The following is a 25,414-nucleotide window of genomic DNA, read 5'->3' as shown; positions in this document are numbered from 1 at the left end:
AGAGGTTGTCCATTGATGAAGCATCGTTATTTACCAATGACTGAGCAGGATCAAAGAGAAATGCTAGATGTAATTGGCATTTCTTCAATTGATGAATTGTTTGCAGACATTCCCGAAAAAGTTCGTTTTAAAGGTGAGTATAATATTAAACCTGCGAAAGCTGAGTCTGCCTTGTTAAAAGAGTTGAGTCAGCTTGCGGCGAAAAATGCAGACAGTAAACAATTTGCATCTTTTTTAGGTGCTGGTGTTTATGATCATTTCAAACCTATTATTGTTGATCATGTAATCTCTAGATCTGAATTTTACACTGCTTACACTCCTTATCAACCAGAAATTTCGCAAGGGGAATTACAAGCTATCTTTGAATTCCAAACGATGATTTGTGAGCTGACGGGTATGGATATAGCAAATTCTTCTATGTATGATGGTGGTACTGCACTAGCTGAAGCCGGTAACTTGGCCGCAGGGCACACTCGCCGTAAAAAATTGGTCGTTTCTGAGGCAGTACATCCTGAATATGTCGATGTTGTGAAAATGTATGCAAAAGGACAAAATGTTCAAGTAGTTACTGTTCCAACAAAAGATGGAGTAACGGATTTAGCGAAACTAGAAGAATTAGTGGATGAAGAAACAGCGGCTGTTTTAGTTCAGTATCCAAATTTCTTCGGTCAAATTGAAGATTTGGCGAAAGTGGAGCAATTGACTCATGCGCAAAATGCATTATTCGTTGTTTCTGCAAATCCGCTTGCACTTGGTGTATTAACACCCCCGGGTAAATTTGGAGCAGATATTACCGTAGGAGATGCACAAGTCTTTGGGATTTCCGAAGCCTTCGGTGGGCCTCACTGTGGATTCTTTGCAGTAAATTCTAAACTTATGCGTAAAGTTCCAGGTCGTTTAGTAGGTGAAACAACGGATGAAGAAGGGCGTCGTGGGTATGTATTAACTTTACAAGCTCGTGAACAGCATATCCGTCGTGATAAAGCTACTTCAAACATCTGTTCAAATCAGGCTTTAAATGCACTTGCGGCTTCAGTAGCGATGACTGCACTTGGTAAAAACGGTGTAAAAGAAATGGCCACTCAAAACATCGTGAAAACACATTATGCAAAACAATCCTTTGAAAAAGCAGGATTTGAGGTGCCATATCAAGGGGCTCATTTTAACGAAATCGTTGTAAAAGTAAACGGTTCAATTGCAGATGCAAATAAAGGACTGCTTGAAAAAGGAATTATCGGTGGTTTTGACTTAGGTCGTGTCAGTACTGAACTTAAAAATCATGTATTAATTGCTGTAACAGAACAGCGTACAAAAGAGGAAATAGATGCACTCGTGCAAGAAATGGGGGCTCTTCATGCATAAGGATAATCAACCACTAATTTTTGAAATTACAAAAGAAGGTCGTGTAGGATATAACCTACCTGAACTTGATGTACCTGAAGTAGATTTATCAACTTTATTACCAGAAGGTATGCAACGCGTTGAAGAAGCTGAATTACCAGAAGTATCTGAGCTAGATATTATGCGTCATTATACAGCATTATCGAATCGTAATCATGGTGTAGATACAGGATTCTATCCACTTGGATCTTGTACGATGAAATACAATCCGAAGATTAATGAGTCAGTTGCTCGTTTCCCAGGTTTCGCAAATATTCATCCGTTACAAGATGAATCTTCTGTTCAAGGTGCAATGGAGTTAATGTACGATCTTCAAGAGCATTTAATCGAAATTACTGGAATGGATGAAGTGACTCTTCAACCTGCTGCAGGCGCACATGGTGAATGGACTGCTCTAATGATGATTCGTGCATTCCATGAAGCGAATGGGGATACACATCGTACAAAAGTAATCGTACCTGACTCTGCACATGGAACAAACCCCGCTTCAGCAACTGTTGCAGGTTTTGATACGATTACAGTTAAATCGAATGAGGATGGCTTGGTAGACTTGGAAGACTTGCGTCGTGTTGTAGGTCCAGATACTGCTGCATTGATGCTAACAAATCCAAATACATTAGGTTTATTCGAAGAAACTATTTTAGAATTAGCTGAAATTATCCACGGTGTTGGTGGTAAATTATATTATGATGGTGCGAATTTAAATGCAGTTATGTCTAAAGCACGTCCAGGGGATATGGGCTTTGACTGTGTTCACTTGAACTTGCATAAAACATTCACAGGTCCACATGGCGGTGGAGGTCCGGGTTCAGGTCCGGTAGGGGTAAAAGCAGATTTAATTCCGTTTTTACCAAGCCCAGTGCTAGTAAAAGAAGATGACAAATATACATTTGACTATAATCGTCCTCAAACTATTGGACGCGTAAAACCTTTCTATGGAAACTTTGGTATTAATGTTCGTGCATACACGTATATTCGTTCAATGGGTCCAGATGGTCTTAAAGCGGTAACGGAGTATGCAGTATTAAATGCAAACTATATGATGAGACGTTTAGAGGAACATTTCGACCTTCCATATAATCGTCATTGTAAGCATGAATTCGTTCTAAGTGGTCGTCGTCAAAAGAAACTTGGCGTTCGTACGCTAGACATGGCAAAACGTTTGCTTGACTTTGGTTATCACCCACCTACAATCTACTTCCCGTTGAATGTAGAGGAGGGTATGATGATCGAACCAACAGAAACAGAGTCAAAAGAAACACTAGATGCTTTCTGTGATGCGATGATCCAAATTGCGAAAGAAGTAGAAGAAAATCCAGAAATCGTTCAAAATGCTCCGCATACTACGGTTATTAACCGTTTAGATGAAACAAAAGCTGCTCGTAAGCCAGTATTAAGATATACAAAAGCATAAAGTGAAACTTCAATCAGTGGGGAGAACTATTCTCCGCTGATTGAAAATGGAACTCAGGAAACTAACGCCGCGTCGCTTTTCGTCTATGTTCTACGACGGGCTTTTATGGGCAGTTGTCTCCCACTTATGCTTTGTACTTCGGTTAAGTCTTGGAGCGGGGGCATTATTGTCCGTTAATGCGGAAAAAAAGTAAGAGTGCGATTCTCCCGAGGATCGCATTTTTTGCCATTCATTTATTCTGATTAAAGGAATTATTAAACTTACAGTGGAATATATAAATAACTAAGTTGAGGAGGTTGTACAGATGCAAAAAATACTAGGAAAAGATGAGTTTGCGCCATATTATCAAAGATATGTTGAATTAGTTCCTGAAGGGGATTTTCATAATCTTTTGGTGGAGGGAATTGATAAAACTAGTAACTTGGTTTCCCAGATACCTGAAGGGCAGGGAATGTTCCGTTATGCCGATAATAAATGGACTATTAAAGAATTGCTTGGCCATATGGCAGACACAGAACGAATAATGGCTCATAGACTATTATCAGTTGTACGAGGAGATGCAGTTTCACTCCCTGGTTTTGACGAAGAAACATATGTACAAGCAGCCTCATTTAATGAGCAATCGATAAATGATTTACTACAAAACCTACAAGCTGTTCGTAAATCGACTATCCATCTTGTAAAGAGCATAGATGCTGACAGCTTGCTAAAAAGTGGAACCGCGAATAATAGTAATGTAACTGCCCGAGCAATTATTGTGATAATCCTTGGTCATGAGCTACATCATTGTAATATTTTGAAGGAACGTTATTTATCAACTGAACAATAAAAAACAAGGCAGTTCGAAAATCGCCAATTTAGCCAAAATAGCAAGAAATATAAGAGGCACAAATGTTGTTTAATCAACAATGTGTCTCTTATATTTTATGGTTTTCCATGTTTAACCCTCTTATTTAAGAAAGAAAACCATTTATCCATCACATAGGCTATAACAATACCAATAGTGTACCGTATTAAATCTACTCCAAGAAAACCTTTGCCGAGTATAAGAGCACCTAGCAAAGTATCGCGAATTGTATTTATCCAATCTGCTTGATAGAGCTGACTAAACTCAATAAAAAAACAAAAAATAAAGCTTAGACAAAACGCCGTATCCTGACTTTTATGCACAAAGATAAACCGAAAAAGAAAATATATCATGATTGCCCAAAGTGTATCGCCAGCATGAATCACGATAAAATTAGGCAGTGCATTAATATATCTACTAGCTAATCCAAGACCAATGGAAAACAAAATAGCGATCACATAGTAAATCCTTATCGGCTCATTAGTAAAATTCAAATTGTATCACTCAAGTCTCATCATTAGTAGTTAAACCCAATTGAATTTTCATCGTTTTCCCATTTGTTTTTATTCGTTCGGTTATTTTGCTTCGTTAATTCTTCGATTCGCTTCTCGTAGTCTAACTTGCCATCATAGTGCCAGTTCAGTGCAATGGACATATACAATTCGTTTAATTGGGACATAGAAAGCCCTTTAGAGAGCTTGGCCATCTCTTTCACTTGTTCATCAGAGAAAATTCCTTTGATATCGAGTTTATGTAAATAATTTTGTCGTACTTTTTCAGGTGGAGAAGGAATTTCATATGCTCGATCAAAACGACCCGCGCGATTAATGAGTGCAGGATCTATTTTTTGAGGGTAGTTTGTTGTCCCTATGATGAATAGTCCTTCTCTGGATTGGGCACCGTCCAGGGTGTTTAAAAAGACCGAGCGAGTATATTCTGGCATGGAGTCTATATCCTCAATAACTAAAATTGCAGGTGCTAGCCTCGTAACAATACCAAATACCTCTTGGATGGAATGACTACCAGTAAACTCCGTAATCTGCCAGTAGACAACCGGAGCTTTCGTGGATCCTGTAATAGATTTAACTAAAGTAGTCTTCCCGTTGCCCGGTGCGCCATAAAGCAAGATTCCACGTTTGTAGGGAAGTCCGTATTCTTTGAAAAAATGCCCATCTTGTTTAAAAAATTCATCAATCGAACGAAAAATATCCTGCTTAATACTCTCTGCTAGCAGCACATCATCTCTACTCACAGCAGCTTGCTCTCCATAATTTCTCCGTTGGACACCATTTTCCGTATCAACAAGATAAGTAACGGACTGCATTAACAATTGTCGTAGCTTTTCGTTAATTTCCCGTAAGAAATCTAACGCCTGTTCTACAGATGTTGAAAAAAATTGATATTCTGGCCATGTATTTCCACCAGAATAGTTGAATGCAAGAGTTAATGCCACATTATACTGTGGAAAGAAAATAAGGTTGTTGTCAAAGGTTTCCAAAACCTCTAATTTATTTTCAAAGGATAATTGAGACTTACTGGAAATTTTCCTCTGAGACTTTGTCTCGAATATGGAACATAACACTTCGTAATGAAGCAAGTCTTTTTCCATCATTTCTAACAAATTCCCATCCAGTTGAAGGATGGATTCACCAATATCGATAGATTGCCATCTTTCACTTGTATGTTCGTTCAATAAAGTAATAATTCGTCTAGAAACAATAGCAAAATCCTCATAATGCGGGTGAGTCATTCTAAAATCTTCTGTATGAGCAAATAAAATATGTTTTTGCATCTAAACCCTCCAAAAATGTATGGATGAAAGAAAAAAGGTTCCTCTTTATAGAAGAACCTTATGTATTACTTAGATTTGACTTTACCAGACCAAGTTTTAAAACCACCTTGGAGTTGGTTCAGTTGTGTATAACCTTTTTTCTTTAAAAACATCGCTGCACGAGAACTTCTTGCGCCACTTTGACAATATAAGTATACTGGTTTGTCTGGACGAATTTCTTTGAAGCGTTGACGAAGTTGAGAAGAGGGGATATTTCTTGCTCCCAAAATATGTCCACCATCAAATTCTTTCGGTTCACGTACATCAATGAGCTGTGCTTTACGATAACCCTCGATGAATTGCTCTTGCGTAAGGTTAGTTACGGCTTTCTTTAAACGATATGCTGAGATTCCAGCATAGACTAAAAGGACAACAAGTATAGCGATGACAAAATACAATAATTCTAACACGGTCTTTCCCCTTTCTATGTTTCCTATTCATTATAAAAGAAGTGCTAGATACAATTCAATCTATTTGATAAAATGATACACGTTGTGAAGGGAGAGATTCGATGGAAAAAGAAAAATGGTACTTCATAAATTCTGGACCCTGTAGTCCATCTTATAATATGGCAATGGACGAAGCATTACTTGATTGGCATAGTGAGGGTCTTATTCCACCGGTTATTAGATTTTACGAATGGAATCCAGCTACATTATCAATTGGTTATTTTCAAACGGTTGAAAAAGAGATTGATATGGAAGCTGTGCAAAGATTAGGACTTGGTTTTGTGCGTAGACCTACCGGGGGAAGAGGGGTACTTCATGAACATGAACTTACATACAGTGTGATTGTTACAGAGAGCTACCCGAGTATGCCTGCAACTGTTACAGAAGCTTATCGTGTTATTAGTGAGGGTTTACTCTTAGGATTTCAAAATCTTGGTTTAAATGCTTATTTTTCTGTTCCCAATACAGATGAACAAAAAGAAAATTTAAAAAAACCAAAATCTGCAGTATGTTTTGATGCACCGAGCTGGTACGAACTAGTTGTAGAAGGAAAAAAAGTTGCTGGTAGTGCGCAAACAAGACAAAAAGGTGTTATTCTACAACATGGTGCAATTTTACTTGACCTCGATGAAGATAAATTAATACAGACGTTTAAATTTTCTTCTGACGAGGTAAGAAATAAAGTGAGAAAAGGCCTATCTCAAAAAGCTGTCTCCATTAACAAAATAATATCAAAACCGATAACGATTGAAGAATGTAAAGCTGCCTTTAAAAAAGGATTTGCAGATGCATTGGAGATTGAGTTGGTAGAATATAAATTAACGGAAGAACAGCAAAATTACGTAAAAGAATTAGAGACGACAAGATATGACAATGATGAATGGAATTTTAAAAAATAAAAGTAACAATGTCTTATAGTAAAAATGAAATATAGGAAATTAGTTCTTATATTTAAAATCCCTAATCTATTTGCTTTACCTTCTACATGTTGTGTCGTATTATTAATAAAACCACTACATATTGTGTCAATCGCAATTTGTAGAAAGGAGGAAGAGTAAATGGTAACAACCAAAAATGAAACCAAACTTACTTTAAATGTCGAAGCATTAAACAAAGATATTCAACTATTTCCACAAGTACACCCCATTACACAAGATATGACACTTACACATAAAGGTGTGTCAAGACTTGTCATGATTGATCGCTACTCCTTTAAGGATACAGAAAAGAAAACGTTAAAAGCAGGGGATTTTGTCGTTTTAACAGTGAAAGAAGATCCTAAATTCCCAGCTCGTGGTCTAGGCTATATCGTTTCTATTAACGAACAAGCAAAAACAGCTGAGGTGCAGATCGAAGAAGATTACCGAAGTGCGATTGACGATGCGGTTAAAATCGAGACTGGAATTATTACTCGTCCTTTAAGTGTTATTGAAAAGCCTCTTGAAGTTTATTACGAGCAAATTGCAAAAAGAAATGCAACTGGACTTGCATCAGTAGAAAAAACAGAAGAAAAACGTGGGGAATGGTTTGAGAAATTCTACCAACAACTAGTTTCTTTGAAATTCATCCCGGCTGGACGAGTACTATATGGTGCTGGAACAGGAACAGATGTAACCTATTTTAACTGTTATGTAATGCCATTCGTTGCAGATTCTCGTGAGGGGATCAGTGACCACCGTAAGCAAGTAATGGAAATTATGAGCCGTGGCGGTGGAGTTGGTACAAACGGTTCTACTCTAAGACCAAGAAATACCTTAGCTCGCGGAGTGAACGGAAAATCATCTGGTTCTGTTTCATGGTTAGATGATATTGCTAAACTTACTCATCTTGTAGAGCAAGGGGGATCACGCAGAGGCGCACAAATGATCATGCTAGCAGATTGGCACCCTGATATTGCAGAGTTTATTATTTCGAAAATGCAAAATCCGCGTATTTTACGTTTCTTGATTGAAAATACGAATGATGAAACGATTAAACAACTTGCGAAGGACAAGCTTAAATTCAAACCTCTTACTATCCAAGAAGAAGCCATGTATCAAGGTATTACTAATTATAAAACGATACCAGGTCTAGGTGGGTTTAATGATGAGATAATACGTGATGCGGAAACCAAATTACGTGATGGCGGAACTTATTCTGTGCATAACTCTGAGTTTTTGACTGGTGCAAACATCTCCGTCACGCTTACTGATGATTTTATGAAGGCAGTGGAAGAAGACGGCGACTTTGACTTGCGATTCCCAGCAACTGAAGCTTATTCACCGGAAGAGATGGATTTCTACAATGAAAATTGGCATAAAATCGGCGATGTTCGCGAGTGGGAAAGAATGGGATACGAAGTTCGTACCTATCGCACTGTAAAAGCGAAAGAGCTTTGGAACTTGATTAATATTTGTGCTACTTATTCAGCAGAACCAGGTGTTTTCTTCATCGATAATGCAAATGAAAAAACAAATGCAACAGCGTACGGACAAAAAGTTGTCGCAACTAATCCTTGTGGCGAACAACCACTTGCACCTTATTCTGTATGTAACTTGGCTGCTGTGAACTTAGCGCAATTTGCAAATAAAGAAACAAAAACAGTTGATTATGAAGCGTTAAAAGAAACAGTTCGTGTGGGTGTACGTATGCAAGATAACGTTATCGATGCAACTCCATATTTCTTAGAAGAAAATAAAATACAAGCACTAGGAGAAAGACGTGTAGGTTTAGGTGTTATGGGTCTTGCCGACTTGTTAATCTATTGTGAAAAAGAGTATGGTTCTGATGAAGGTAATGTTTTAGTGGACGAAATCTTTAAAACAATTGCAATTGCTGCATATGAAACATCTGCTGGACTTGCCGTTGAGCGTGGAAGCTTCCCATTCCTAACTGGTGAAACAGAAGAGGAAACAAAACGCTTACGTAAAGCATTTACGGAAACTGGATTTATGGAATCTATGCCGGAAGAAATTCGACAATCTATTTTAGAAAATGGTATTCGGAATTCTCATTTGTTAACTGTAGCACCTACCGGGTCTACTGGAACAATGGTTGGCGTTTCTACTGGACTTGAGCCGTATTATTCATTCACTTATTATAGAAGTGGGCGTTTAGGTAAATTCATCGAAGTAAAAGCAGACATTGTACAAGAATATTTAGAGCGTAATGAAACAGCTGAGGAAGAAAATCTTCCGAATTGGTTCGTTACTGCTATGGAGCTTGCTCCAGAAGCACATGCAGATGTGCAATGTATAATTCAGCGCTGGATCGACAGTTCTATTTCTAAAACGGTCAACGCGCCACGTGGATATACGGTTGAACAGGTAGAAGGCGTGTACGAGCGTTTATATCGCGGTGGAGCTAAGGGTGGTACTGTGTATGTCGATGGAAGTCGTGACTCGCAAGTATTAACGTTAAAAGCCGAGGAAAATACATTAGAAGATCATCCGAAAGAAGAAAGAGTAGAAAAAAGACATGTGGTTTTAATAGATACAATTCAAGACTTACGTTCAACTAATGTAACAATTGGTTCTGAAGTTGGTAATACATGTCCTGTTTGTCGTAAAGGTACTGTTGAAGAAATGGGTGGATGTAATACATGCACCAATTGTAATGCCCAACTAAAATGTGGGTTGTAAAGAACAAAAGCGGAAGCGCCTATGTCTGCCCCGAGAGGTAAATGGGGAATGGGGTAGGTCTGCAAAGTGCGCCACATCCTGTGGCAAAGCAGACATGACCCGCATCGTGCGTACCCGGGAGGCAGCTCCTAAGCCACCACAAACGTACTTGTTTGCGACGAGCTTTGCAAAGGAGTAAGGCGCTGGAGTCTGGACGAAGATTCATGTGTAGAATGTTATCCACCTTGCCATAGATTTCATGTTTTTCTATAAAACAATAAAAGCACAAGCTGATAAGTCCTTATCACTTGTGCTTTTATTTGTTTTCCTAGGTTTAATAACTAGCTCATTCGCTTAAACTATGGAAAAACAAAGGAGATTGACATGAAAGGATTATCGATTAGTACTAGTCTAGTTGCGGCGTTAACAACAACCGTTCTATTTAAACTCCTAGATTATTTCAAGTTTATTAAATGGAACCCTATAGGATATACGAAGACATTTCAGTTATTAAAAGAAAGCAACGTATATATTAAGTGGGTAATATTGTTTTTATTCATATGGGGAATTTGCTTTCTCTTATATTATGTTTGTTTATTATTTGCCAAGATTCCAGTGTCCATAACTAGTATTGCTTTGGGACTCTTAATCGCAGTTACACTTGAATGGATTATTCTAGATGCCGATTCTCTAGAGAAAACGATAAAAAAATTATCTATACCATTTATATGTATTGTGGTTGTAGTTGTTCGTTTCGTGATGGAATCAGCGATTTTTCACTCGCAAGACACCCCCCTTGGAAAATGAAAAATTTACCGTCCTCGCTTACTGTGATAAAATATATAGAGAAATTATTTTGATAATGAGATGAGGGCTAAAAATGAAATTAGGTAAATTACGTGCAGCACTTGAAGAAAACGGAGTCGACGCTTTATTAATAACGAATGGTTATAGCCGCCGATATATGACTGGATTTACTGGTACAGCTGGTGTAGCAATCATTTCTAAAAATGATGCGGTATTTATTACGGATTTCCGTTACACGGAGCAAGCAGCAAGTCAGATTAAGGATTTCCGTATTGTACAACATAAAAAAACAATGATCGAAGAAATTACTACTCAAGTTACAGATATGGGGATAAATTCTTTAGGATTTGAAAAAAATGATGTTACGTATAGCGACTTTGAACTATATAAACAAGCGGTACAATGCGATTTAGTGCCACTTTCAGGTCTTGTTGAAAAAATTCGCTTGATTAAGACGGACGAAGAGATTAGTATAATAAAGGCAGCTTGTCGTATTGCTGATGAAGCATATGAACATATCGTAACTTACATAAAACCTGGTATGACCGAGCTTGAAGTATCCAATGAATTAGAATTTTTTATGCGTAAAAAAGGAGCAACTTCCTCTTCGTTTGATACAATAGTGGCTTCTGGAACACGTTCAGCACTTCCACACGGGGTTGCTTCGAATAAGGTCATTGAAAATGGAGATTTTGTCACATTAGATTTCGGTGCATTATACAATGGGTATATTTCTGATACTACACGTACGTTGGCTGTTGGGGAACCAAGTGATCAATTGAAAGAAATTTATCAAGTAGTCCTCGACTCTCAACTATTGGCTTTAGAAAAAGTTAAACCTGGAATGACTGGAAAAGAAGCAGACGCTATTGCTAGGGATTATATAGCTTCAAAAGGTTACGGTGAAGCATTTGGTCACTCATTGGGTCATGGGATAGGGTTAGAAGTACACGAGGGTCCAGGATTATCATTCCGATCTGATATCGTTTTAGAGCCGGGTATGGTAATTACAATTGAACCTGGTATTTACTTGCCTAATATTGGTGGAGTGCGAATCGAAGATGATGCTCTTGTTACAGAGAATGGTTTAGAAAAGCTAACGCATTCGACAAAAGAGTTACTAATTTTAGCTTAATTTGGAGGGAAAATAATGATTTCAGTAAATGATTTTAAAACAGGCTTAACAATTTTAGTCGATGGTGTACTATACCGAGTATTGGATTTCCAACATGTTAAACCAGGTAAAGGCGCAGCATTTGTACGTTCTAAATTGAGAAATTTACGTAACGGTTCAGTGAATGAAAAAACTTTCCGTGCTGGAGAAAAAGTAGAAAAAGCACAAATTGATAACCGTAAAATGCAATATCTATATGCTAGTGGTGATCAGCATGTATTTATGGATACAGATTCTTACGAACAAATCGAACTAAGTGAAAACCAAATCGAGTACGAACTAAAGTTTTTACGCGAAAATATGGAAATACATGTAATTCAATTCCAAGGAGAAACACTAGGAGTAGAATTACCGAAATCAGTAGTTCTTGAAGTTACTGAAACAGAACCAGGTATTAAAGGTGATACTTCAGGTGGTGGTTCTAAAACTGCTAGTCTTGAAACTGGTTTAATAGTAACAGTACCATTGTTCATCAATGTTGGAGATAAACTAATCATTAATACAGATGAAGGCTCATACGTATCAAGAGCTCAATAATTTAAAATTTATATTCTATGAAGGGTCTCACACTTGTGAGGCTCTTTTTTAATGAATGAATAAATAATACTACTGATTTCCGCGGGCTTGGCTTCAGCCACCTCGGGCCAACAGGATGTTGGTCACGAAGGCGTTGCCACACGAGGTGGCGCACTTAGCTTTTGTCCCTTTTAAACGCTACTGCGGGGTCTTCAGCTCAAGCTGTCCCGCTGTAGTCGCCGCCTTCCGCTCCAATCAATATAATGTGTAGTACTACATTTATAGATATGGCATAGCTTATCGCTTAGATGATAATAGTAGTCAAGGTTAATATAGAGATAAAACCGTCTAATGGACAGTAAAATACATGAGGTTGGAAGATATATTTCCCCGCTCATTTTTTTTTGCGTTTTTTTCCTATGAAAGAACATGAATAATCTTGGCAACTAGAATGCGAAGTTACCTAGGCTTAACTTATGTAATTACCAAGATAAGCATTTACTTTTACTTACTCCAATCGCTTTCCATTTTCCTATTGTCGAGAAATTAAAACTACACTAAATATAATTGTAAATGAAACACCATTAAAACGAATTGATCCATTTCTTTAAGCGGGATGGTAATTATTAATATTAATGAGGTCGTTGATGCCTTTCTTTACATATTCTTTCTTACTGCCGATTATAACAATTTTTACTCACCGAGCTTCCACCAGATATATTTTGAACCTATTAGAGGACATTAATAATGGCTACATTCTTTGTTGATTGCGGTGGAAGGTGGCGACTCCGGCGTGATGAGTGAGACAAATGGGACATCACAACGGAAGCGAAGCTACGGTGATGGCCCATCGCTCACCCCGCGGAAAGCGTCCACCTGAAACGGAAATCAACAGTATTATTGCATAGATGATATTCTTCAAATTACATACCTTACTAAATCTATGGAATGGAAGAAACAAGTCTATCTAAAGCCTCAAAAAAGTAAAATCATTTAAAAGCTCTTGAACTTTTCTTTCATATTCCACCTAGCGCCATCATATGTTGTTGATATGGAAGGGGGAGGCATTGTGGAACTTCACGATGTACTTCGAGTTGCAGGAATTGGTATCTTAATAGCTATTCTTCACTTGTTCTTTGAATCTACAGGTAAAAAGGAGTATGCATTTTTTTTGTTTTTTGTTGGTTATATATATATGACAATTGAATTATTGCGACTGTTGAGACTATTTTTTTACGAAATATCTACATTTTTAGAATGGCTTATGATGACGAGTTAGCAAATGGTCATTTACATAACAATTATTCTAGCATTTGTTTTACTGCAACTAATTAAAGAATCATACCCTCGCATTCATTCAATTGTATATACGATTTATATTTTTCTTTTTTTAACTTATATATTCACCGTATTTATCATTCCTTATGTCTCCCAATACATCTCCGTCGTACCAGCGAACCTACTACCCGTCTTTAAACTACTTTTATTTTCAGTCGTCTTATTATTTCTTTCACAAATAATCGAAGACCTTCTTTTGGACTATGAATATACAAGCCTTGCTTCTATATTCACTTTTACGACAAAAGCTATTCTCCTTATTGTCTGGCTGAATCATATGAAGCAATTCTATGACAAGTTTTTATCACTTTTGGGACTACTTTCTTGAAGGAATGAACAGCAATGGAAGAAATAATAATGTCTTTACTGAAGCCTATCAAAGAGGTAGCGCAAACATTTTCGTACATGCTATTATTCGGATTTGCCTTTATCTGCTTAGAGTGGTTTATTCCGTCCAGCAAAAGATTATTTAAATTATTATTTATGTTAATAATATGTATCTATTGTCTAGAACCAGCTATTAGAGCATTAGAAATGATTCAGGCAATGACGTCTGAATTAGTGACTCTCTTCCTAGGTATATATCCAATTCTGACACTGGGAATTGCTGCTTCAGGAGGAGCATTTTTAATAACCTCATGGAATCCAGCTGTCATGTTATTTGCATCCTTTACTACAGTATTAGCGGGGAAAATTTTAATACCTGCTATTATGGCTGCATTTATATTTGATTTGATCAGTAGAATTCATCCTTCTACTTCATTTTCAAAAATGTCTGATCTCATCCGTTTAACTTTAATAGGTTCCACTTCTATTATTCTGCTCTTATACAGTATTTTCATGTCAGTAAATGGTTTGATTACGTGGTCTGTAAGTGGCACTGTCAACGAGACTGTGAAGCGGCTCATTCAAAATAATATTCCATTTGTCGGATCTTTACTGACGGAAAGTATCAGCACGATGAAAAACTTTTCTTCTTCAGCTTCTGTTATAACCGGAAATGCAGTTATTTTATCGGTGTTAATGTTAGTTTCTATTCCAACCATACAAACAATTCTCATTGCTTTTTTGTACCGTTTACTTGGCGCTATTTTAGAACCTTTTGTAGATGGCAATATAAGTGGACTATTAGATGATATCGGAAAGACACTTTTTGTTCTTTCCATAATTTCCGTATTAATCGCATTTACATTTTTCTTCACGATTATATTAACAATGTTATTTGCAAAACTATTAATAAGTGGGAAAGGATAGTAACCATCGTTACGACACTTCTCTTTGGCATTCTATTAATCGTTCTAGTGGGCGAGCTACTGTCTATTCTACTGGAGCATACAGACAAGGAACGATCGGGATTTCTTGTGAAAATTGCGATAATCTATTGGATTATGTGCTTTCTCTTCATATAAACAGGTTGTCTTGCATAAAGTATTGTATCCATCATGAAAAGAAGGGTGAATCACCATTTCAGTTAAACAAAAACCCACTTTTCGTTTTGTTGTCATTTGTATAGCTGTTCTTTTCATTAGTCTACTTTTTTCTGACTTACTTACTCGTGATGGGGAAAGCAATAATGAAACTGAAGTTCCAACCTACCAAGATTCGGAAAATCTAATATCCATACTAGAGAAGATTAACGGGGTAGGAAAGGTTGCAGTTTATTTCCATTACGATGTTAGTTCTGAAAACACTTCGGAAAGTGATGTTTCATTTTTCCAGTGGACAAGTGACAGTAAAGGGAACAAAGAGGAATTGATTGGAATACTAGTAGTTGCGGAAGGGGCGAACGATAAACGTATACAAAATAGTTTGGTAAAGACATTATCATCTGTATTGCAGATATCTCCACATCGAATTGTGATAGAAGAAATGGAATTGGAGGATAAATAATATGAATAAAAAGAGATCTGTATGGTTTTTAACATTATTTAGTTTAGTAGCAGTAGTGACAGTTTTTTATGTATCGGATCGACCATCACCATTCGATGGAATTGCTCTATTTTCCGATGACACGTTAGATGAGGTAGGGTTAGTAGAAACTTCTTCGACAAATGAAGAATCATTTGTTTCTCAAAGTAATGCATTTGAAGAAATGAGAATGGAAGTAACAGAAAAACGGAGTCAACTAACTGAACAATTAACTAAAAAAGTAGGTTCCAATGAATTTACAGCAGAACAAAAAGACGAGGCTTATAACCAAATTGAAGAACTAGTTAAAATTGATTCCACAGAAGCGATGTTGGAGTTAATCATCAAATCATTAGGATATGATGACGCACTAGTGCGTATAGAAGAAAGTGATGTTTTAATAGATGTTGTGGCAAATGAACAATCGACTAAAAAAGCATCTGAAATTATTTATGCAGTTAAGCGTGAGTGGCCGAAAGCTTATAATGTTGAAGTTAATTTTAATGGCCAATAATCTATAAGAAAATTAAAAAATACTTAATATATAGCGATATTGAAGAGTGCCTGAAGGGGCGCTTTTTTTTATTATTTCAGAATAATTACCCCTATCTATTTCAAATTTACACGAAAACGTCTAAAATAGAATATGGAGCAATTAATAATTAGATTAAAGGGGATTAACTAAATGAAGATTCAAGAAATAAGAGAAATTATAAAACTAATCGATCAATCGTCACTAGATGAATTTTTATACGAATCAGAAGGTACAAAGATTAAATTGAAAAAAAATGAAAAAGGTTTTGTCAATTCATCTAGTGAAACCTTTGATAGTTCATCTATTGTAGAACAACCAAAACAAGTAGAAGTGAAAGCACCTATTGTTCAAGAGATACCAAAGGAATTGGTTGTTGAAGAAGCTACTGACAGTGTTGTGGATAGCTCGTTACATACAATTATTTCACCGATGGTTGGAACATTCTATCAATCCTCTTCTCCCGATGCATCTGCATTCGTAGAAGTTGGTACAAAAGTGTCGACTGATTCTATCGTCTGTATCGTAGAAGCAATGAAGCTGTTCAATGAAATTGAAGCTGAAATTGAAGGAGAAGTTGTAGAAATTCTTGTGAAAGATGGACAATTAGTTGAATATGGTCAACCTCTGTTCCTCGTTAAAGGAAACTAAGAAAGGAGCAAGGATGATGAAAAAAGTACTGATCGCAAATCGCGGAGAAATAGCTGTCCGTATAATACGTGCATGTAAAGAATTAGATATCGAAACTGTTGCTGTGTATTCTGAAGCAGACCGTGAAGCACTTCATGTGCAAATAGCTGACGAAGCTTACTGTATAGGTCCGAGGCTTTCAAAGGATTCCTATTTGAATTTCTCCAACATCCTAACTGTAGCTAAACTTACTGGTTGTGAAGGAATTCATCCTGGTTATGGATTCCTAGCAGAAAATGCCGAGTTTGCAGAGCTATGTGAAGAATGTGGTATTAAATTTATCGGTCCAACTTCTTCTGCTATTAAAAGCATGGGGATTAAGGATGTAGCAAAAGAAACAATGCAAAAAGCAGGAGTACCAACAGTTCCAGGATCTAAAGGTATTGTTGAAACCGATGAAGATGCATTGAAAGTTGCTAATGCAATAGGATTTCCTGTGATTATCAAAGCTACTGCTGGTGGCGGTGGTAAGGGAATCCGTGTCGCTAAAGACGAGGAAGATCTCCTAAAAGGGATTAAAATAACTCAAAAAGAAGCTGCAGCTGCATTTGGTAACCCTGGAGTTTACTTAGAGAAATATATTGAGGTATTCCGTCATGTGGAAATACAAGTGTTAGCTGATGCTCACGGAAATGCGGTTCACTTAGGTGAACGCGATTGTACCGTTCAGCGTCGTATGCAAAAGCTAGTGGAAGAAGCACCATCTCCTGCATTGTCTGAGGAGCTTCGCGCTGAAATGGGAGCAGCAGCTGTGAAGGCAGCACTTGCTGTTGGTTATGAAAGTGCAGGTACAGTAGAATTTATCTTTGATCATATAGAACAAAAATTCTACTTTATGGAAATGAACACACGTATTCAAGTAGAGCATCCTGTCACAGAAATGATTACAGGTGTAGATTTGATCAAACAAATGCTCTTAGTTGCTATTGGAGAAAAATTGCCATTCGAACAAGAAGATATTAAACTTAATGGATGGGCAATTGAATGCCGTATCAATGCGGAGAACCCTGCGAAAAACTTTATGCCTTCTCCAGGCCTAGTTGAGTTTTATTTACCTCCGGGAGGTTTAGGAGTTCGCGTAGATTCAGCTGTATACCCAGGTTATACGATTCCACCGTTTTATGATTCAATGGTTGCAAAGCTTATAGTCCATGCTGCAACTCGAGAAGAAGCAATCGCTAAAATGAAGCGTGCACTAAGTGAATTTGCTATCGAAGGGGTAGAAACTACAATAGAATTCCATTCGAAGCTCATGAGTCATGAAGTATTTGTATCGGGTGATTTTGATACTAAATTCTTAGAAAAATATGATGTAATGAATTCATAATAAGGAGTGAAGGATATGACAGAAACTACTGAACAAAAGTTTGTTCAAATGACTCCTGAAGGAAAAGAATATCTAGGGACAATAGAAATTGCTCCCGAAGTAATTACAGTGATTGCTGGAATTGCTACAAATGAAGTTGAAGGCATTGCTGGTACACGAGGAAACTTTGCTGCAGGTGTAGTAGAACGTTTAGGGAAAAAAGTACATGGCAAGGGTATTAAAACGGAGATAAATAATGATGGATTGTTTATCGACGTATATTGCCTTGTGAAATATGGTTCATCTGTGCCTACAGTTGCAAGAGAAGTCCAATCACAAATTCGTCAAGCGATCGAAAATATGACGAGTTTAACACCTAAAGAAGTGAATGTACATATTACAGGTGTTCAATTCGATACAACAGAATAGAATAGAAGAGAAAGAGCTATTAGGAAAAATAGCTCTTTCTCTTTTTTTGACTTTCTAATACACATACTACAAAAAAATATGCTATGATTGTCTAGATAGTTACATTTAAAGGAGAACTAAATAATGAAACGAAGACAAGCGAGAGAATTAGCATTACAAGCTCTATTTCAATTAGACAATCATGAAATTTCCATAGAAGAAGCTATTGGACATGTTACGGAAGAACAAGATTCTTTTTTGACACAAGTAGTGACTGGAGTCGTGAATCATAAAGAGGAAATAGATGCTTCTTTAACAGATAAACTAGAAAACTGGTCGCTTTCTAGACTTCCGAAAATTGAACGTACAGTACTGAGAATTGCTGTATTTGAATTACTATTCACTGAAGAAACACCGGCTAAAGTAGTGATCAATGAAGCACTAGAAATTTCTAAAGTATTTGGTGACGAGAAGTCAAGTCGTTTCGTAAATGGTGTTTTATCCAAATATGCAGAGCAATAATCTACATTGACTTAAGGAGCGTTTGAATTGTCTACTAACAAAATTGATGGAAAACAAATTGCAGGATTAGTTACAGAAAAAGTGAAAGAACGTGTTGAAAAACTAAAATCTAAAGGTGTCGTTCCAGGATTAGCAGTTGTTTTAGTTGGAAGTAATCCTGCATCACAAACATACGTAAACAATAAAGCAAAAACTTGCGAGCGTTTAGGTATGTACTCCGTGCTAATAGAGTTAGACGAAAATATTTCTGAAGATGAACTTCTTAAAAATGTAGAGGCACTTAACCAAGATATAAAAATTCATGGTATTTTAGTTCAACTACCATTGCCTTCGCAAATTGATGAGGACAGAGTAATTGCAGCTATTTCTCCGCAAAAGGATGTTGATGGTTTCCATCCAGAAAATGTTGGGAAAATGATGATTGGTCAACAATCTTTCCTTCCTTGTACACCTTTTGGCGTTATGAAATTACTCGAATACAGTGATGTTGAGATTGCAGGAAAACATGCTGTTATTATTGGTCGTAGTAACATTGTTGGTAAACCGATGGGTCAGTTATTGTTACAAAAGGATGCAACAGTTACTTACTGTCATTCTAGAACAAAAGATTTACACTCTTTTACTAAACATGCGGATATTTTAGTTGTAGCAACCGGTAGAACTAAGATGATAGATGCTAGTTATATAAAAGAAGGAGCAGTTGTCATTGATGTAGGCATCAACCGAGATGAGAACAACAAGCTCTGCGGAGATGTGGACTTTGCTTCAGCACAAGAAGTAGCTTCTAAAATTACTCCAGTTCCTGGTGGTGTTGGTCCAATGACAATCGCAATGCTTATGGAAAATACTTGTTTAGCGGCTGAAAATACATTAACTAATAAATAATTGGTGAGCTGTTTTTCTATGAAAGACAGCTTTTACCTTGGAGTAACTGTAATTCTTCTATAGCTAGGCGCTTGCGCTGCGCTTTTCTTGAAGATTAAGAAAAAAATGCTTTCCGTTACATAAATCCAGACTCAAGCTATTATTGTAGAATAAAATCATGCAATAATGCTGCTGATTTCCGTTCCAGGCGGACGCTTTCCGCGGGCAGAACATGTGCCTTCTAACTAGAGCATACTTGGTTTATTAAAAGGAACGAAGGCTAAGAGCGCCACATCGTGTGGCAATGCCTTCGTGACCAACATCCTGTTAACCCAAGGAGACTGAAGCCATACCTGCGAAAAACGTCCGCCGTTGAGGAAATCAACGGTGTTTCTATGGTTCCTCTTCTTAAAAGGTATGGGCGTCTGCCGCTTTTCTTATTATACTAATGGAGTTGTTTTTGTGACTACAGAGCCGAGTAAGTACTTAACTGTAAAAGCCTTAACCAAATACATAAAACGAAAATTCGATGCGGACACGCATTTACGAGATGTGTACGTAAAAGGGGAACTATCCAATGTGAAGGTTCATTCCAGCGGACATATCTATTTTACGCTTAAAGACGATGCTGCTCGAATCACTTCCGTCATGTTCGCGATGAATGCCAAATCATTAAAATTTGTTCCTGAAAGTGGCATGAATGTCCTCGTGCGAGGAGATATAAATGTATTCGAAGTAGCTGGACAATACCAGTTATACGCTGCTACTATACAGCCAGACGGTATAGGGGAGCTTTTTTTAGCATTTGAACAATTAAAAAAGAAATTACAACAAGAAGGACTCTTCCATCCAAGTCGTAAAAAACCTATACCAACTTTTCCTAAAAAAATTGGTGTCGTTACTTCTAAAACTGGAGCAGCTATTCGAGATATCTTAACAACGTTAGAACGTCGTTATCCAATTTCTGAAGTTATCGTATTTCCTAGTATCGTTCAAGGACCTCAGGCTGCTCCTTCTGTTGTAAAGTCCATTGAAAAAGCAAACCAAACAGGTGATATGGACGTTTTGATTGTTGGACGAGGTGGTGGTTCCATTGAGGACCTTTGGGCTTTCAACGAGGAAGTAGTAGCAAGAGCCATTGCAAACAGTCGAGTTCCAATCATAAGTGCAATTGGTCATGAGACAGATACAACTATTGCTGATTTTGTTTCGGATTTAAGAGCACCAACCCCGACAGCAGCAGCTGAAATGGCGGTGCCAAGCAAAGAAAATCTTATGCAAAATATCTTATCATTTCAATCGGCAAGTTTACATTTTATTACCAAGCGGATAACAGATGAAAAAAACAGATATAAACGGGCAATGGAATCACCGGTAATGGCAACCCCTGAAAAATTATATCGTCCTTTTATTGAAAGGTTTGTTCGTACAGAACAACAGCTACAAAGAGAAACTAACCTTCTTTATAAAAGTAAACAACGTGATTATTTACAGGTTCAAAATAGATTTTCCCAATTATCTCCACAAAAAGTAATTGATCAACATCATAAATCTATTCAGACAATTACTAATCAATTGAACCTAGCATCAATATCCACGTTTGAAAAACATCGTCAACAATTTGTTAGTTCTATTCGAACATTAGAAGCTTTAAATCCATTAAAGATAATGGATCGAGGATATAGTATTATTTACAAAGAGGGTAAACTAGTTAAATCCGTAGAAAATGTAAAAAAAGATGATTCTATATTTGTTACATTAAAAGATGGTCAATTAGAAGCTATCGTTCAACGAGTTGATGTGAAAGAAAGTGGGGACTAATATAAATGACTAAGAAGGAAATTCTATTCGATGAAGCAATGCTGCAATTAGAAAATATAGTTCGTCAGTTGGAACAAGGTGATGTACCTTTAGAAAGCGCTATAGAACTTTATCAAAAAGGTATGGAACTTTCCAAAGTATGTAGTGACAAGTTGCAAAAAGCAGAAAAGCAGCTAGTTACATTTATGGACGAAAACAAAGAAGATGCTGGTGCATCCAATGAGTAATCTATTAACTTCATTCATTCAAACCAATCAGCCACTTATTGAAAAGACATTACATGATCTTATAAAAGATTTAAAGGCACCAGCGCCATTAAAAGATGCTATGTATTATTCACTTCAAGCTGGTGGGAAAAGAATTAGACCGCTGTATACACTTGCAGTTTTAAAAGAGCTAGATTTTCGAAATGATGATGCCATTATTGTCGCAAGTACGATTGAAATGATCCATACGTATTCACTTATTCATGATGATTTACCTGCGATGGATAATGATGATTTACGACGTGGAAAACCAACCAATCATATAGTATTTGGGGAAGCACTTGCAATATTAGCGGGAGATGCGCTTGTAACGATTGCCTTTGGTATTATTGCTAGACTTTCAAATATATCCCCGAAACTGAAAGTAGATTTGATCGAAAAGTTAAGCTTTTCTGCGGGTGCAGAAGGTATGGTTGGCGGCCAAGTATTAGATATGCTAGGGGAAGGTCAAACCTTAACTTTGGAGCAGTTAGAAGAGATTCATGTAAATAAAACAGGTGCCCTCTTGTCTTACAGCATTTTAGCCGGAGCTATCATTGCAAATGTTCCGAGTGAAATAATGAATGCATTAGAAAAGTATGCATTTCATATTGGTCTTGCATTTCAAATTCAAGACGACATTCTAGATGTAGAAGGTACATCGGAGCAATTGGGGAAAACTGCTGGTAAAGACTTAATAAGTGAAAAAAATACATATCCTTCAATTTTGACGATGGAAGGTACGAAAAAAGAACTACAAAATCAATATAACCAAGCTTTTCAAGCTTTAGAGAATGTTCAAATGCATAATGGTTTACTGGTAGAGTTGGCCAATTATATTACGAAAAGATCAAAATAGTAGCGAATAATTTGTTTTTTAAGCATTTATTGCTATGATATTAACTAGTTGTAAAGAAGGAAATCTAATAGAAGGTGTGTGATGGCAATGGATTTAACTTCAATTTCTAGCCCATCCTTTTTAAAAAGTTTAGATAATGAACAATTAAAGGAACTTAGTGAAGATATTCGATCGTTTTTAATAGAAAATTTAGCGGTAACAGGTGGGCATATTGGGCCGAACTTAGGAGTAGTAGAACTAACAATTGCTTTGCATAAATCATTCAATAGTCCAGAAGACAAATTTCTTTGGGATGTCGGACATCAAGCATATGTCCATAAAATTTTAACAGGGCGTGCGAGTCAATTCGATACACTGCGTCAATTTAAAGGATTATGTGGATTTCCTAAGCGTATTGAAAGTGAACATGATGTATGGGAAGCTGGACATAGCTCAACTTCACTTTCTGCTGCTATGGGTATGGCAAAAGCTCGTGATATTCAAAACAAAAAAAATTATGTTGTACCAATAATCGGAGACGGTGCTCTAACGGGTGGTATGGCATTAGAAGCTTTAAATCATATTGGACATGAAAAAACGGATATAACCGTTATTTTAAATGACAACGAAATGTCTATTGCACCCAATGTAGGAGCTCTCCACAATGTATTAGGTAGATTACGTACACATGGAACCTATAACAAGGCAAAAGATGAACTAGAGTCATTACTGAAAAAAATCCCAGCAGTTGGTGGGAAACTTGCAGGTACAGCAGAGCGAGTAAAAGATAGTCTAAAGTATTTACTAGTTTCCGGAGCGTTTTTCGAAGAACTAGGATTTACTTATCTAGGACCAATTGACGGTCATGACTTTGAAGCATTAGAGGAAAACCTACAATATGCGAAGAAGATGAAGGGACCAGTACTCTTACACGTTATAACGAAAAAAGGTAAAGGCTATAAACCTGCGGAGCTTGACAAAATCGGCACATGGCATGGAACAGGTCCATATAAAATGGAAACTGGTGATTTGATAAAATCAGCTTCAAAAGGACCTTCATGGAGTGCACTTGTAGCAGAAACTGCAAGAAAGCTAGCAAGAACTGATAAACGTATAGTAGCGATTACTCCTGCAATGCCAGTCGGTTCCAAATTAGAAGGGTTTGCTTCTGAGTTTCCAAATCGTATGTTCGATGTAGGTATTGCAGAACAGCATGCTACTACAATGGCGGCAGGTTTGGCTGCAGATGGTATGAAACCGATGCTTGTTATCTATTCAACATTCCTTCAACGTGCTTATGATCAGGTGCTTCATGATATTTGCCGTCAAAACTTAAATGTTGTGATTGCTATTGATCGAGCTGGTTTAGTTGGAGCAGATGGAGAAACACATCAAGGGGTATTCGATATTTCTTTCTTACGTCATATGCCAAATATGGTCATTATGATGCCTAAAGATGAAAATGAAGGACAGCATATGGTCAAGACTGCTTTCGAATATTCGGATGGACCAATAGCACTTCGTTATCCAAGAGGAAATGGTCTTGGTGTGCCAATGGATGAAGAATTGAAAACTATTCCAATCGGTTCTTGGGAAGTATTAAAAGAGGGTACACAGGCGGCTATACTGACATTTGGAACAACTATCCCAATGGCTATGCAAGCTGCAGAAATACTTTCGCAAAGTAATATTTCTGTAGAAGTGATTAATGCACGCTTTATAAAACCGTTAGATTCAAAAATGCTCCAAGATCTACAATCTCGTAATATTCCTATTATTACATTGGAAGAGAGTGCTCTTCAAGGTGGTTTCGGTAGTGCAGTAATGGAGTTTTATAATGAAAATAATCTTCAGGCAAATGTACATCGTATAGGAATACCAGACATCTTTATCGAACATGGTGAAGTAAATCAATTACTAGAAGAAATTCACATTACTTCTGACGAAATTGTAAAAGTAGTGAATAGAAAAGTAAATGAATCATCAAGGTATATTTCATCATGACTAAAATACCGAAAGAACGGGTAGACGTATTATTAGTTGAGCAAGGATTATTCGAAACGAGAGAAAAGGCTAAACGTGCTATTATGGCCGGGCTTATTTATAAAAACGAAGAGCGAATCGATAAACCTGGAGAAAAGGTGGAAGTTACCTCCGTTTTAACTGTAAAAGGTCAGGTATTAAAGTATGTAAGCCGTGGTGGATTAAAGCTAGAAAAAGCACTAGAACAATTTGATTTGAGTATTGAAGATAGAATCATGCTTGATATCGGTTCTTCTACAGGAGGATTTACGGACTGTGGTTTACAAAATGGTGTCAAGCATGCCTATGCTTTAGATGTAGGGAGCAACCAATTAGCTTGGAAAATTAGGCAAGATGCTCGTGTAACTGTTATGGAAAAAACGAATTTTAGATACTCAACCCCAGCAGATTTTTTAGAAGGTTTACCATCGTTTGCATCGATTGACGTATCATTTATTTCCTTAAAGCTTATTTTTCCGACTTTAAAAACAATTTTAGTACCTAATGGCGATGTGATTGCCCTTGTAAAGCCTCAGTTTGAGGCAGGCAAAGATCGTGTAGGGAAAAAAGGTGTCATCAGGGATAAATCAGTGCATGTAGACGTTTTGAATGACATAGCTCATTTTGCGGAAAATCAGCATTTTCGTTTAAAAAATGCTTCTTTCTCTCCTATAACTGGTGGAGAGGGAAATATCGAATTTTTATTTCATCTCACGAATATCGTAGGCGAAGAATTTCCACCGCATCAGATTGATTTTACAAAACTAGTCAACGAAGCACATCAACTACTTAAATAACTTGCGGCTCTTGTAAAAGAGTCGCTTTTTTCTTGTTACTTTTCCAATCAAATGCTATTGTATAAAGTAAATAGTATAAATATAC

General features: G+C 37.0%; 25 protein-coding genes and 1 pseudogene. 22 read left to right on the top strand and 4 right to left on the bottom strand.

The window, feature by feature from the left end:
- Positions 1–15 precede the first annotated feature (15 nt).
- From gcvPA to KD050_RS01975, 3 genes are all read left to right on the top strand, one after another.
- On the top strand, positions 16–1,362 hold the full coding sequence (gcvPA, locus tag KD050_RS01985) for an aminomethyl-transferring glycine dehydrogenase subunit GcvPA (RefSeq protein ID WP_211896173.1): 1,347 nt from the start codon (positions 16–18) through the stop codon (positions 1,360–1,362).
- The gene (gene gcvPB, locus KD050_RS01980) at positions 1,355–2,815 is read left to right on the top strand and encodes an aminomethyl-transferring glycine dehydrogenase subunit GcvPB (protein WP_211894605.1); all 1,461 of its coding nucleotides are present in this window, start codon (positions 1,355–1,357) and stop codon (positions 2,813–2,815) included. Before gcvPA ends, gcvPB begins: the two co-directional genes overlap by 8 nt.
- Positions 2,816–3,119: 304 nt before the next feature.
- Entirely contained in the window at positions 3,120–3,644 is a 525-nt protein-coding gene (locus KD050_RS01975) for a DinB family protein (RefSeq protein ID WP_211894604.1), read from the top strand.
- Positions 3,645–3,739: 95 nt separating this feature from the next.
- Here KD050_RS01975 and KD050_RS01970 read toward each other — a convergent pair whose 3' ends face one another.
- The 3 genes from KD050_RS01970 to KD050_RS01960 form a co-directional block, all read right to left on the bottom strand.
- The gene (locus KD050_RS01970) at positions 3,740–4,120 is read right to left on the bottom strand and encodes a ribosomal maturation YjgA family protein (RefSeq protein ID WP_235753901.1); all 381 of its coding nucleotides are present in this window, start codon (positions 4,118–4,120) and stop codon (positions 3,740–3,742) included.
- Positions 4,121–4,179: 59 nt separating this feature from the next.
- Entirely contained in the window at positions 4,180–5,454 is a 1,275-nt protein-coding gene (locus tag KD050_RS01965; protein WP_211894602.1) for an AAA family ATPase, read from the bottom strand.
- A 65-nt stretch (positions 5,455–5,519) separates the two neighbouring features.
- Positions 5,520–5,903 (bottom strand): rhodanese-like domain-containing protein, encoded by a 384-nt coding sequence (locus KD050_RS01960; RefSeq protein WP_211894601.1) that lies wholly within the window; start codon positions 5,901–5,903, stop codon positions 5,520–5,522.
- Between the two features lie 101 nt (positions 5,904–6,004).
- Between KD050_RS01960 and KD050_RS01955 the strand changes: the two genes are divergently transcribed.
- From KD050_RS01955 to efp, 5 genes are all read left to right on the top strand, one after another.
- Complete coding sequence (locus KD050_RS01955) at positions 6,005–6,841, top strand: lipoate--protein ligase family protein (RefSeq protein WP_211894600.1); 837 nt, start codon at positions 6,005–6,007, stop codon at positions 6,839–6,841.
- Positions 6,842–7,000: 159 nt separating this feature from the next.
- On the top strand, positions 7,001–9,562 hold the full coding sequence (locus tag KD050_RS01950) for a vitamin B12-dependent ribonucleotide reductase (RefSeq protein ID WP_211894599.1): 2,562 nt from the start codon (positions 7,001–7,003) through the stop codon (positions 9,560–9,562).
- 363 nt (positions 9,563–9,925) lie between these two features.
- Positions 9,926–10,348 (top strand): hypothetical protein, encoded by a 423-nt coding sequence (locus KD050_RS01945; RefSeq protein ID WP_211894598.1) that lies wholly within the window; start codon positions 9,926–9,928, stop codon positions 10,346–10,348.
- 73 nt (positions 10,349–10,421) lie between these two features.
- Positions 10,422–11,483: a M24 family metallopeptidase gene (locus tag KD050_RS01940; RefSeq protein WP_211894597.1), complete on the top strand. Its 1,062-nt coding sequence runs from the start codon at positions 10,422–10,424 to the stop codon at positions 11,481–11,483.
- A gap of 15 nt (positions 11,484–11,498) precedes the next feature.
- Positions 11,499–12,059 carry an elongation factor P gene (gene efp / locus KD050_RS01935; protein ID WP_211894596.1) on the top strand — a complete coding sequence of 187 codons (561 nt, stop codon included), beginning with the start codon at positions 11,499–11,501 and terminating at the stop codon, positions 12,057–12,059.
- Between the two features lie 486 nt (positions 12,060–12,545).
- Here the strand turns inward: efp and KD050_RS01930 are convergent.
- Positions 12,546–12,729, bottom strand: a pseudogene (locus KD050_RS01930) (IS1595 family transposase); the annotation flags it as partial.
- A 378-nt stretch (positions 12,730–13,107) separates the two neighbouring features.
- Here KD050_RS01930 and KD050_RS01925 point away from each other — a divergent pair.
- The 14 genes from KD050_RS01925 (at position 13,108) to KD050_RS01860 (ending at position 25,329) form a co-directional block, all read left to right on the top strand.
- A complete protein-coding gene (locus KD050_RS01925) occupies positions 13,108–13,317 on the top strand; it encodes a SpoIIIAC/SpoIIIAD family protein (RefSeq protein ID WP_211894595.1) in 210 nt (69 codons plus the stop codon).
- Between the two features lie 401 nt (positions 13,318–13,718).
- Positions 13,719–14,630: a stage III sporulation protein AE gene (locus tag KD050_RS01920; protein WP_211894594.1), complete on the top strand. Its 912-nt coding sequence runs from the start codon at positions 13,719–13,721 to the stop codon at positions 14,628–14,630.
- 498 nt (positions 14,631–15,128) lie between these two features.
- Positions 15,129–15,266: a hypothetical protein gene (locus KD050_RS01915; protein WP_211894593.1), complete on the top strand. Its 138-nt coding sequence runs from the start codon at positions 15,129–15,131 to the stop codon at positions 15,264–15,266.
- A 1-nt stretch (position 15,267) separates the two neighbouring features.
- The gene (locus KD050_RS01910) at positions 15,268–15,798 is read left to right on the top strand and encodes a SpoIIIAH-like family protein (protein WP_211894592.1); all 531 of its coding nucleotides are present in this window, start codon (positions 15,268–15,270) and stop codon (positions 15,796–15,798) included.
- A 171-nt stretch (positions 15,799–15,969) separates the two neighbouring features.
- On the top strand, positions 15,970–16,467 hold the full coding sequence (accB, locus tag KD050_RS01905) for an acetyl-CoA carboxylase biotin carboxyl carrier protein (RefSeq protein ID WP_211894591.1): 498 nt from the start codon (positions 15,970–15,972) through the stop codon (positions 16,465–16,467).
- 13 nt (positions 16,468–16,480) lie between these two features.
- Positions 16,481–17,833 (top strand): acetyl-CoA carboxylase biotin carboxylase subunit, encoded by a 1,353-nt coding sequence (accC, locus tag KD050_RS01900; protein WP_211894590.1) that lies wholly within the window; start codon positions 16,481–16,483, stop codon positions 17,831–17,833.
- A 15-nt stretch (positions 17,834–17,848) separates the two neighbouring features.
- Complete coding sequence (locus KD050_RS01895) at positions 17,849–18,241, top strand: Asp23/Gls24 family envelope stress response protein (protein WP_211894589.1); 393 nt, start codon at positions 17,849–17,851, stop codon at positions 18,239–18,241.
- 123 nt (positions 18,242–18,364) lie between these two features.
- Entirely contained in the window at positions 18,365–18,742 is a 378-nt protein-coding gene (nusB, locus tag KD050_RS01890) for a transcription antitermination factor NusB (protein WP_211894588.1), read from the top strand.
- 27 nt (positions 18,743–18,769) lie between these two features.
- The gene (gene folD / locus KD050_RS01885) at positions 18,770–19,627 is read left to right on the top strand and encodes a bifunctional methylenetetrahydrofolate dehydrogenase/methenyltetrahydrofolate cyclohydrolase FolD (RefSeq protein ID WP_211894587.1); all 858 of its coding nucleotides are present in this window, start codon (positions 18,770–18,772) and stop codon (positions 19,625–19,627) included.
- A gap of 441 nt (positions 19,628–20,068) precedes the next feature.
- Positions 20,069–21,427 (top strand): exodeoxyribonuclease VII large subunit, encoded by a 1,359-nt coding sequence (gene xseA / locus KD050_RS01880; protein WP_235753900.1) that lies wholly within the window; start codon positions 20,069–20,071, stop codon positions 21,425–21,427.
- Between the two features lie 5 nt (positions 21,428–21,432).
- Positions 21,433–21,654 carry an exodeoxyribonuclease VII small subunit gene (gene xseB, locus KD050_RS01875; RefSeq protein WP_211894586.1) on the top strand — a complete coding sequence of 74 codons (222 nt, stop codon included), beginning with the start codon at positions 21,433–21,435 and terminating at the stop codon, positions 21,652–21,654.
- Entirely contained in the window at positions 21,647–22,531 is an 885-nt protein-coding gene (locus tag KD050_RS01870; RefSeq protein WP_211894585.1) for a polyprenyl synthetase family protein, read from the top strand. Before xseB ends, KD050_RS01870 begins: the two co-directional genes overlap by 8 nt.
- 87 nt (positions 22,532–22,618) lie before the next feature.
- Positions 22,619–24,514 (top strand): 1-deoxy-D-xylulose-5-phosphate synthase, encoded by a 1,896-nt coding sequence (gene dxs, locus KD050_RS01865; protein ID WP_211896171.1) that lies wholly within the window; start codon positions 22,619–22,621, stop codon positions 24,512–24,514.
- Positions 24,511–25,329, top strand: a complete 819-nt coding sequence (locus tag KD050_RS01860; protein ID WP_211894584.1) for a TlyA family RNA methyltransferase — start codon at positions 24,511–24,513, stop codon at positions 25,327–25,329. The genes dxs and KD050_RS01860 overlap by 4 nt, the downstream gene beginning before the upstream one ends.
- Positions 25,330–25,414: the final 85 nt, after the last annotated feature.

It is taken from the genome of Psychrobacillus sp. INOP01 (assembly GCF_018140925.1).
Lineage (GTDB): Bacteria > Bacillota > Bacilli > Bacillales_A > Planococcaceae > Psychrobacillus.
Note: the sequence above shows the minus strand (reverse complement) of the source record. Positions and strands in the feature narration are given on the sequence as shown.

What these genes read in the sequence shown, in the direction of transcription:
- gcvPA (WP_211896173.1), top strand. Translation starts at nt 16, where the DNA reads ATGAAGCATCGTTATTTACCAATGACTGAGCAGGATCAAAGAGAAATG.
- gcvPB (WP_211894605.1), top strand. Translation starts at nt 1,355, where the DNA reads ATGCATAAGGATAATCAACCACTAATTTTTGAAATTACAAAAGAAGGT.
- KD050_RS01975 (WP_211894604.1), top strand. Translation starts at nt 3,120, where the DNA reads ATGCAAAAAATACTAGGAAAAGATGAGTTTGCGCCATATTATCAAAGA.
- KD050_RS01965 (WP_211894602.1), bottom strand. Translation starts at nt 5,454, where the DNA reads ATGCAAAAACATATTTTATTTGCTCATACAGAAGATTTTAGAATGACT.
- KD050_RS01955 (WP_211894600.1), top strand. Translation starts at nt 6,005, where the DNA reads ATGGAAAAAGAAAAATGGTACTTCATAAATTCTGGACCCTGTAGTCCA.
- KD050_RS01950 (WP_211894599.1), top strand. Translation starts at nt 7,001, where the DNA reads ATGGTAACAACCAAAAATGAAACCAAACTTACTTTAAATGTCGAAGCA.
- KD050_RS01945 (WP_211894598.1), top strand. Translation starts at nt 9,926, where the DNA reads ATGAAAGGATTATCGATTAGTACTAGTCTAGTTGCGGCGTTAACAACA.
- KD050_RS01940 (WP_211894597.1), top strand. Translation starts at nt 10,422, where the DNA reads ATGAAATTAGGTAAATTACGTGCAGCACTTGAAGAAAACGGAGTCGAC.
- efp (WP_211894596.1), top strand. Translation starts at nt 11,499, where the DNA reads ATGATTTCAGTAAATGATTTTAAAACAGGCTTAACAATTTTAGTCGAT.
- KD050_RS01920 (WP_211894594.1), top strand. Translation starts at nt 13,719, where the DNA reads ATGGAAGAAATAATAATGTCTTTACTGAAGCCTATCAAAGAGGTAGCG.
- KD050_RS01910 (WP_211894592.1), top strand. Translation starts at nt 15,268, where the DNA reads ATGAATAAAAAGAGATCTGTATGGTTTTTAACATTATTTAGTTTAGTA.
- accB (WP_211894591.1), top strand. Translation starts at nt 15,970, where the DNA reads ATGAAGATTCAAGAAATAAGAGAAATTATAAAACTAATCGATCAATCG.
- accC (WP_211894590.1), top strand. Translation starts at nt 16,481, where the DNA reads ATGATGAAAAAAGTACTGATCGCAAATCGCGGAGAAATAGCTGTCCGT.
- KD050_RS01895 (WP_211894589.1), top strand. Translation starts at nt 17,849, where the DNA reads ATGACAGAAACTACTGAACAAAAGTTTGTTCAAATGACTCCTGAAGGA.
- nusB (WP_211894588.1), top strand. Translation starts at nt 18,365, where the DNA reads ATGAAACGAAGACAAGCGAGAGAATTAGCATTACAAGCTCTATTTCAA.
- xseB (WP_211894586.1), top strand. Translation starts at nt 21,433, where the DNA reads ATGACTAAGAAGGAAATTCTATTCGATGAAGCAATGCTGCAATTAGAA.
- KD050_RS01870 (WP_211894585.1), top strand. Translation starts at nt 21,647, where the DNA reads ATGAGTAATCTATTAACTTCATTCATTCAAACCAATCAGCCACTTATT.
- dxs (WP_211896171.1), top strand. Translation starts at nt 22,619, where the DNA reads ATGGATTTAACTTCAATTTCTAGCCCATCCTTTTTAAAAAGTTTAGAT.
- KD050_RS01860 (WP_211894584.1), top strand. Translation starts at nt 24,511, where the DNA reads ATGACTAAAATACCGAAAGAACGGGTAGACGTATTATTAGTTGAGCAA.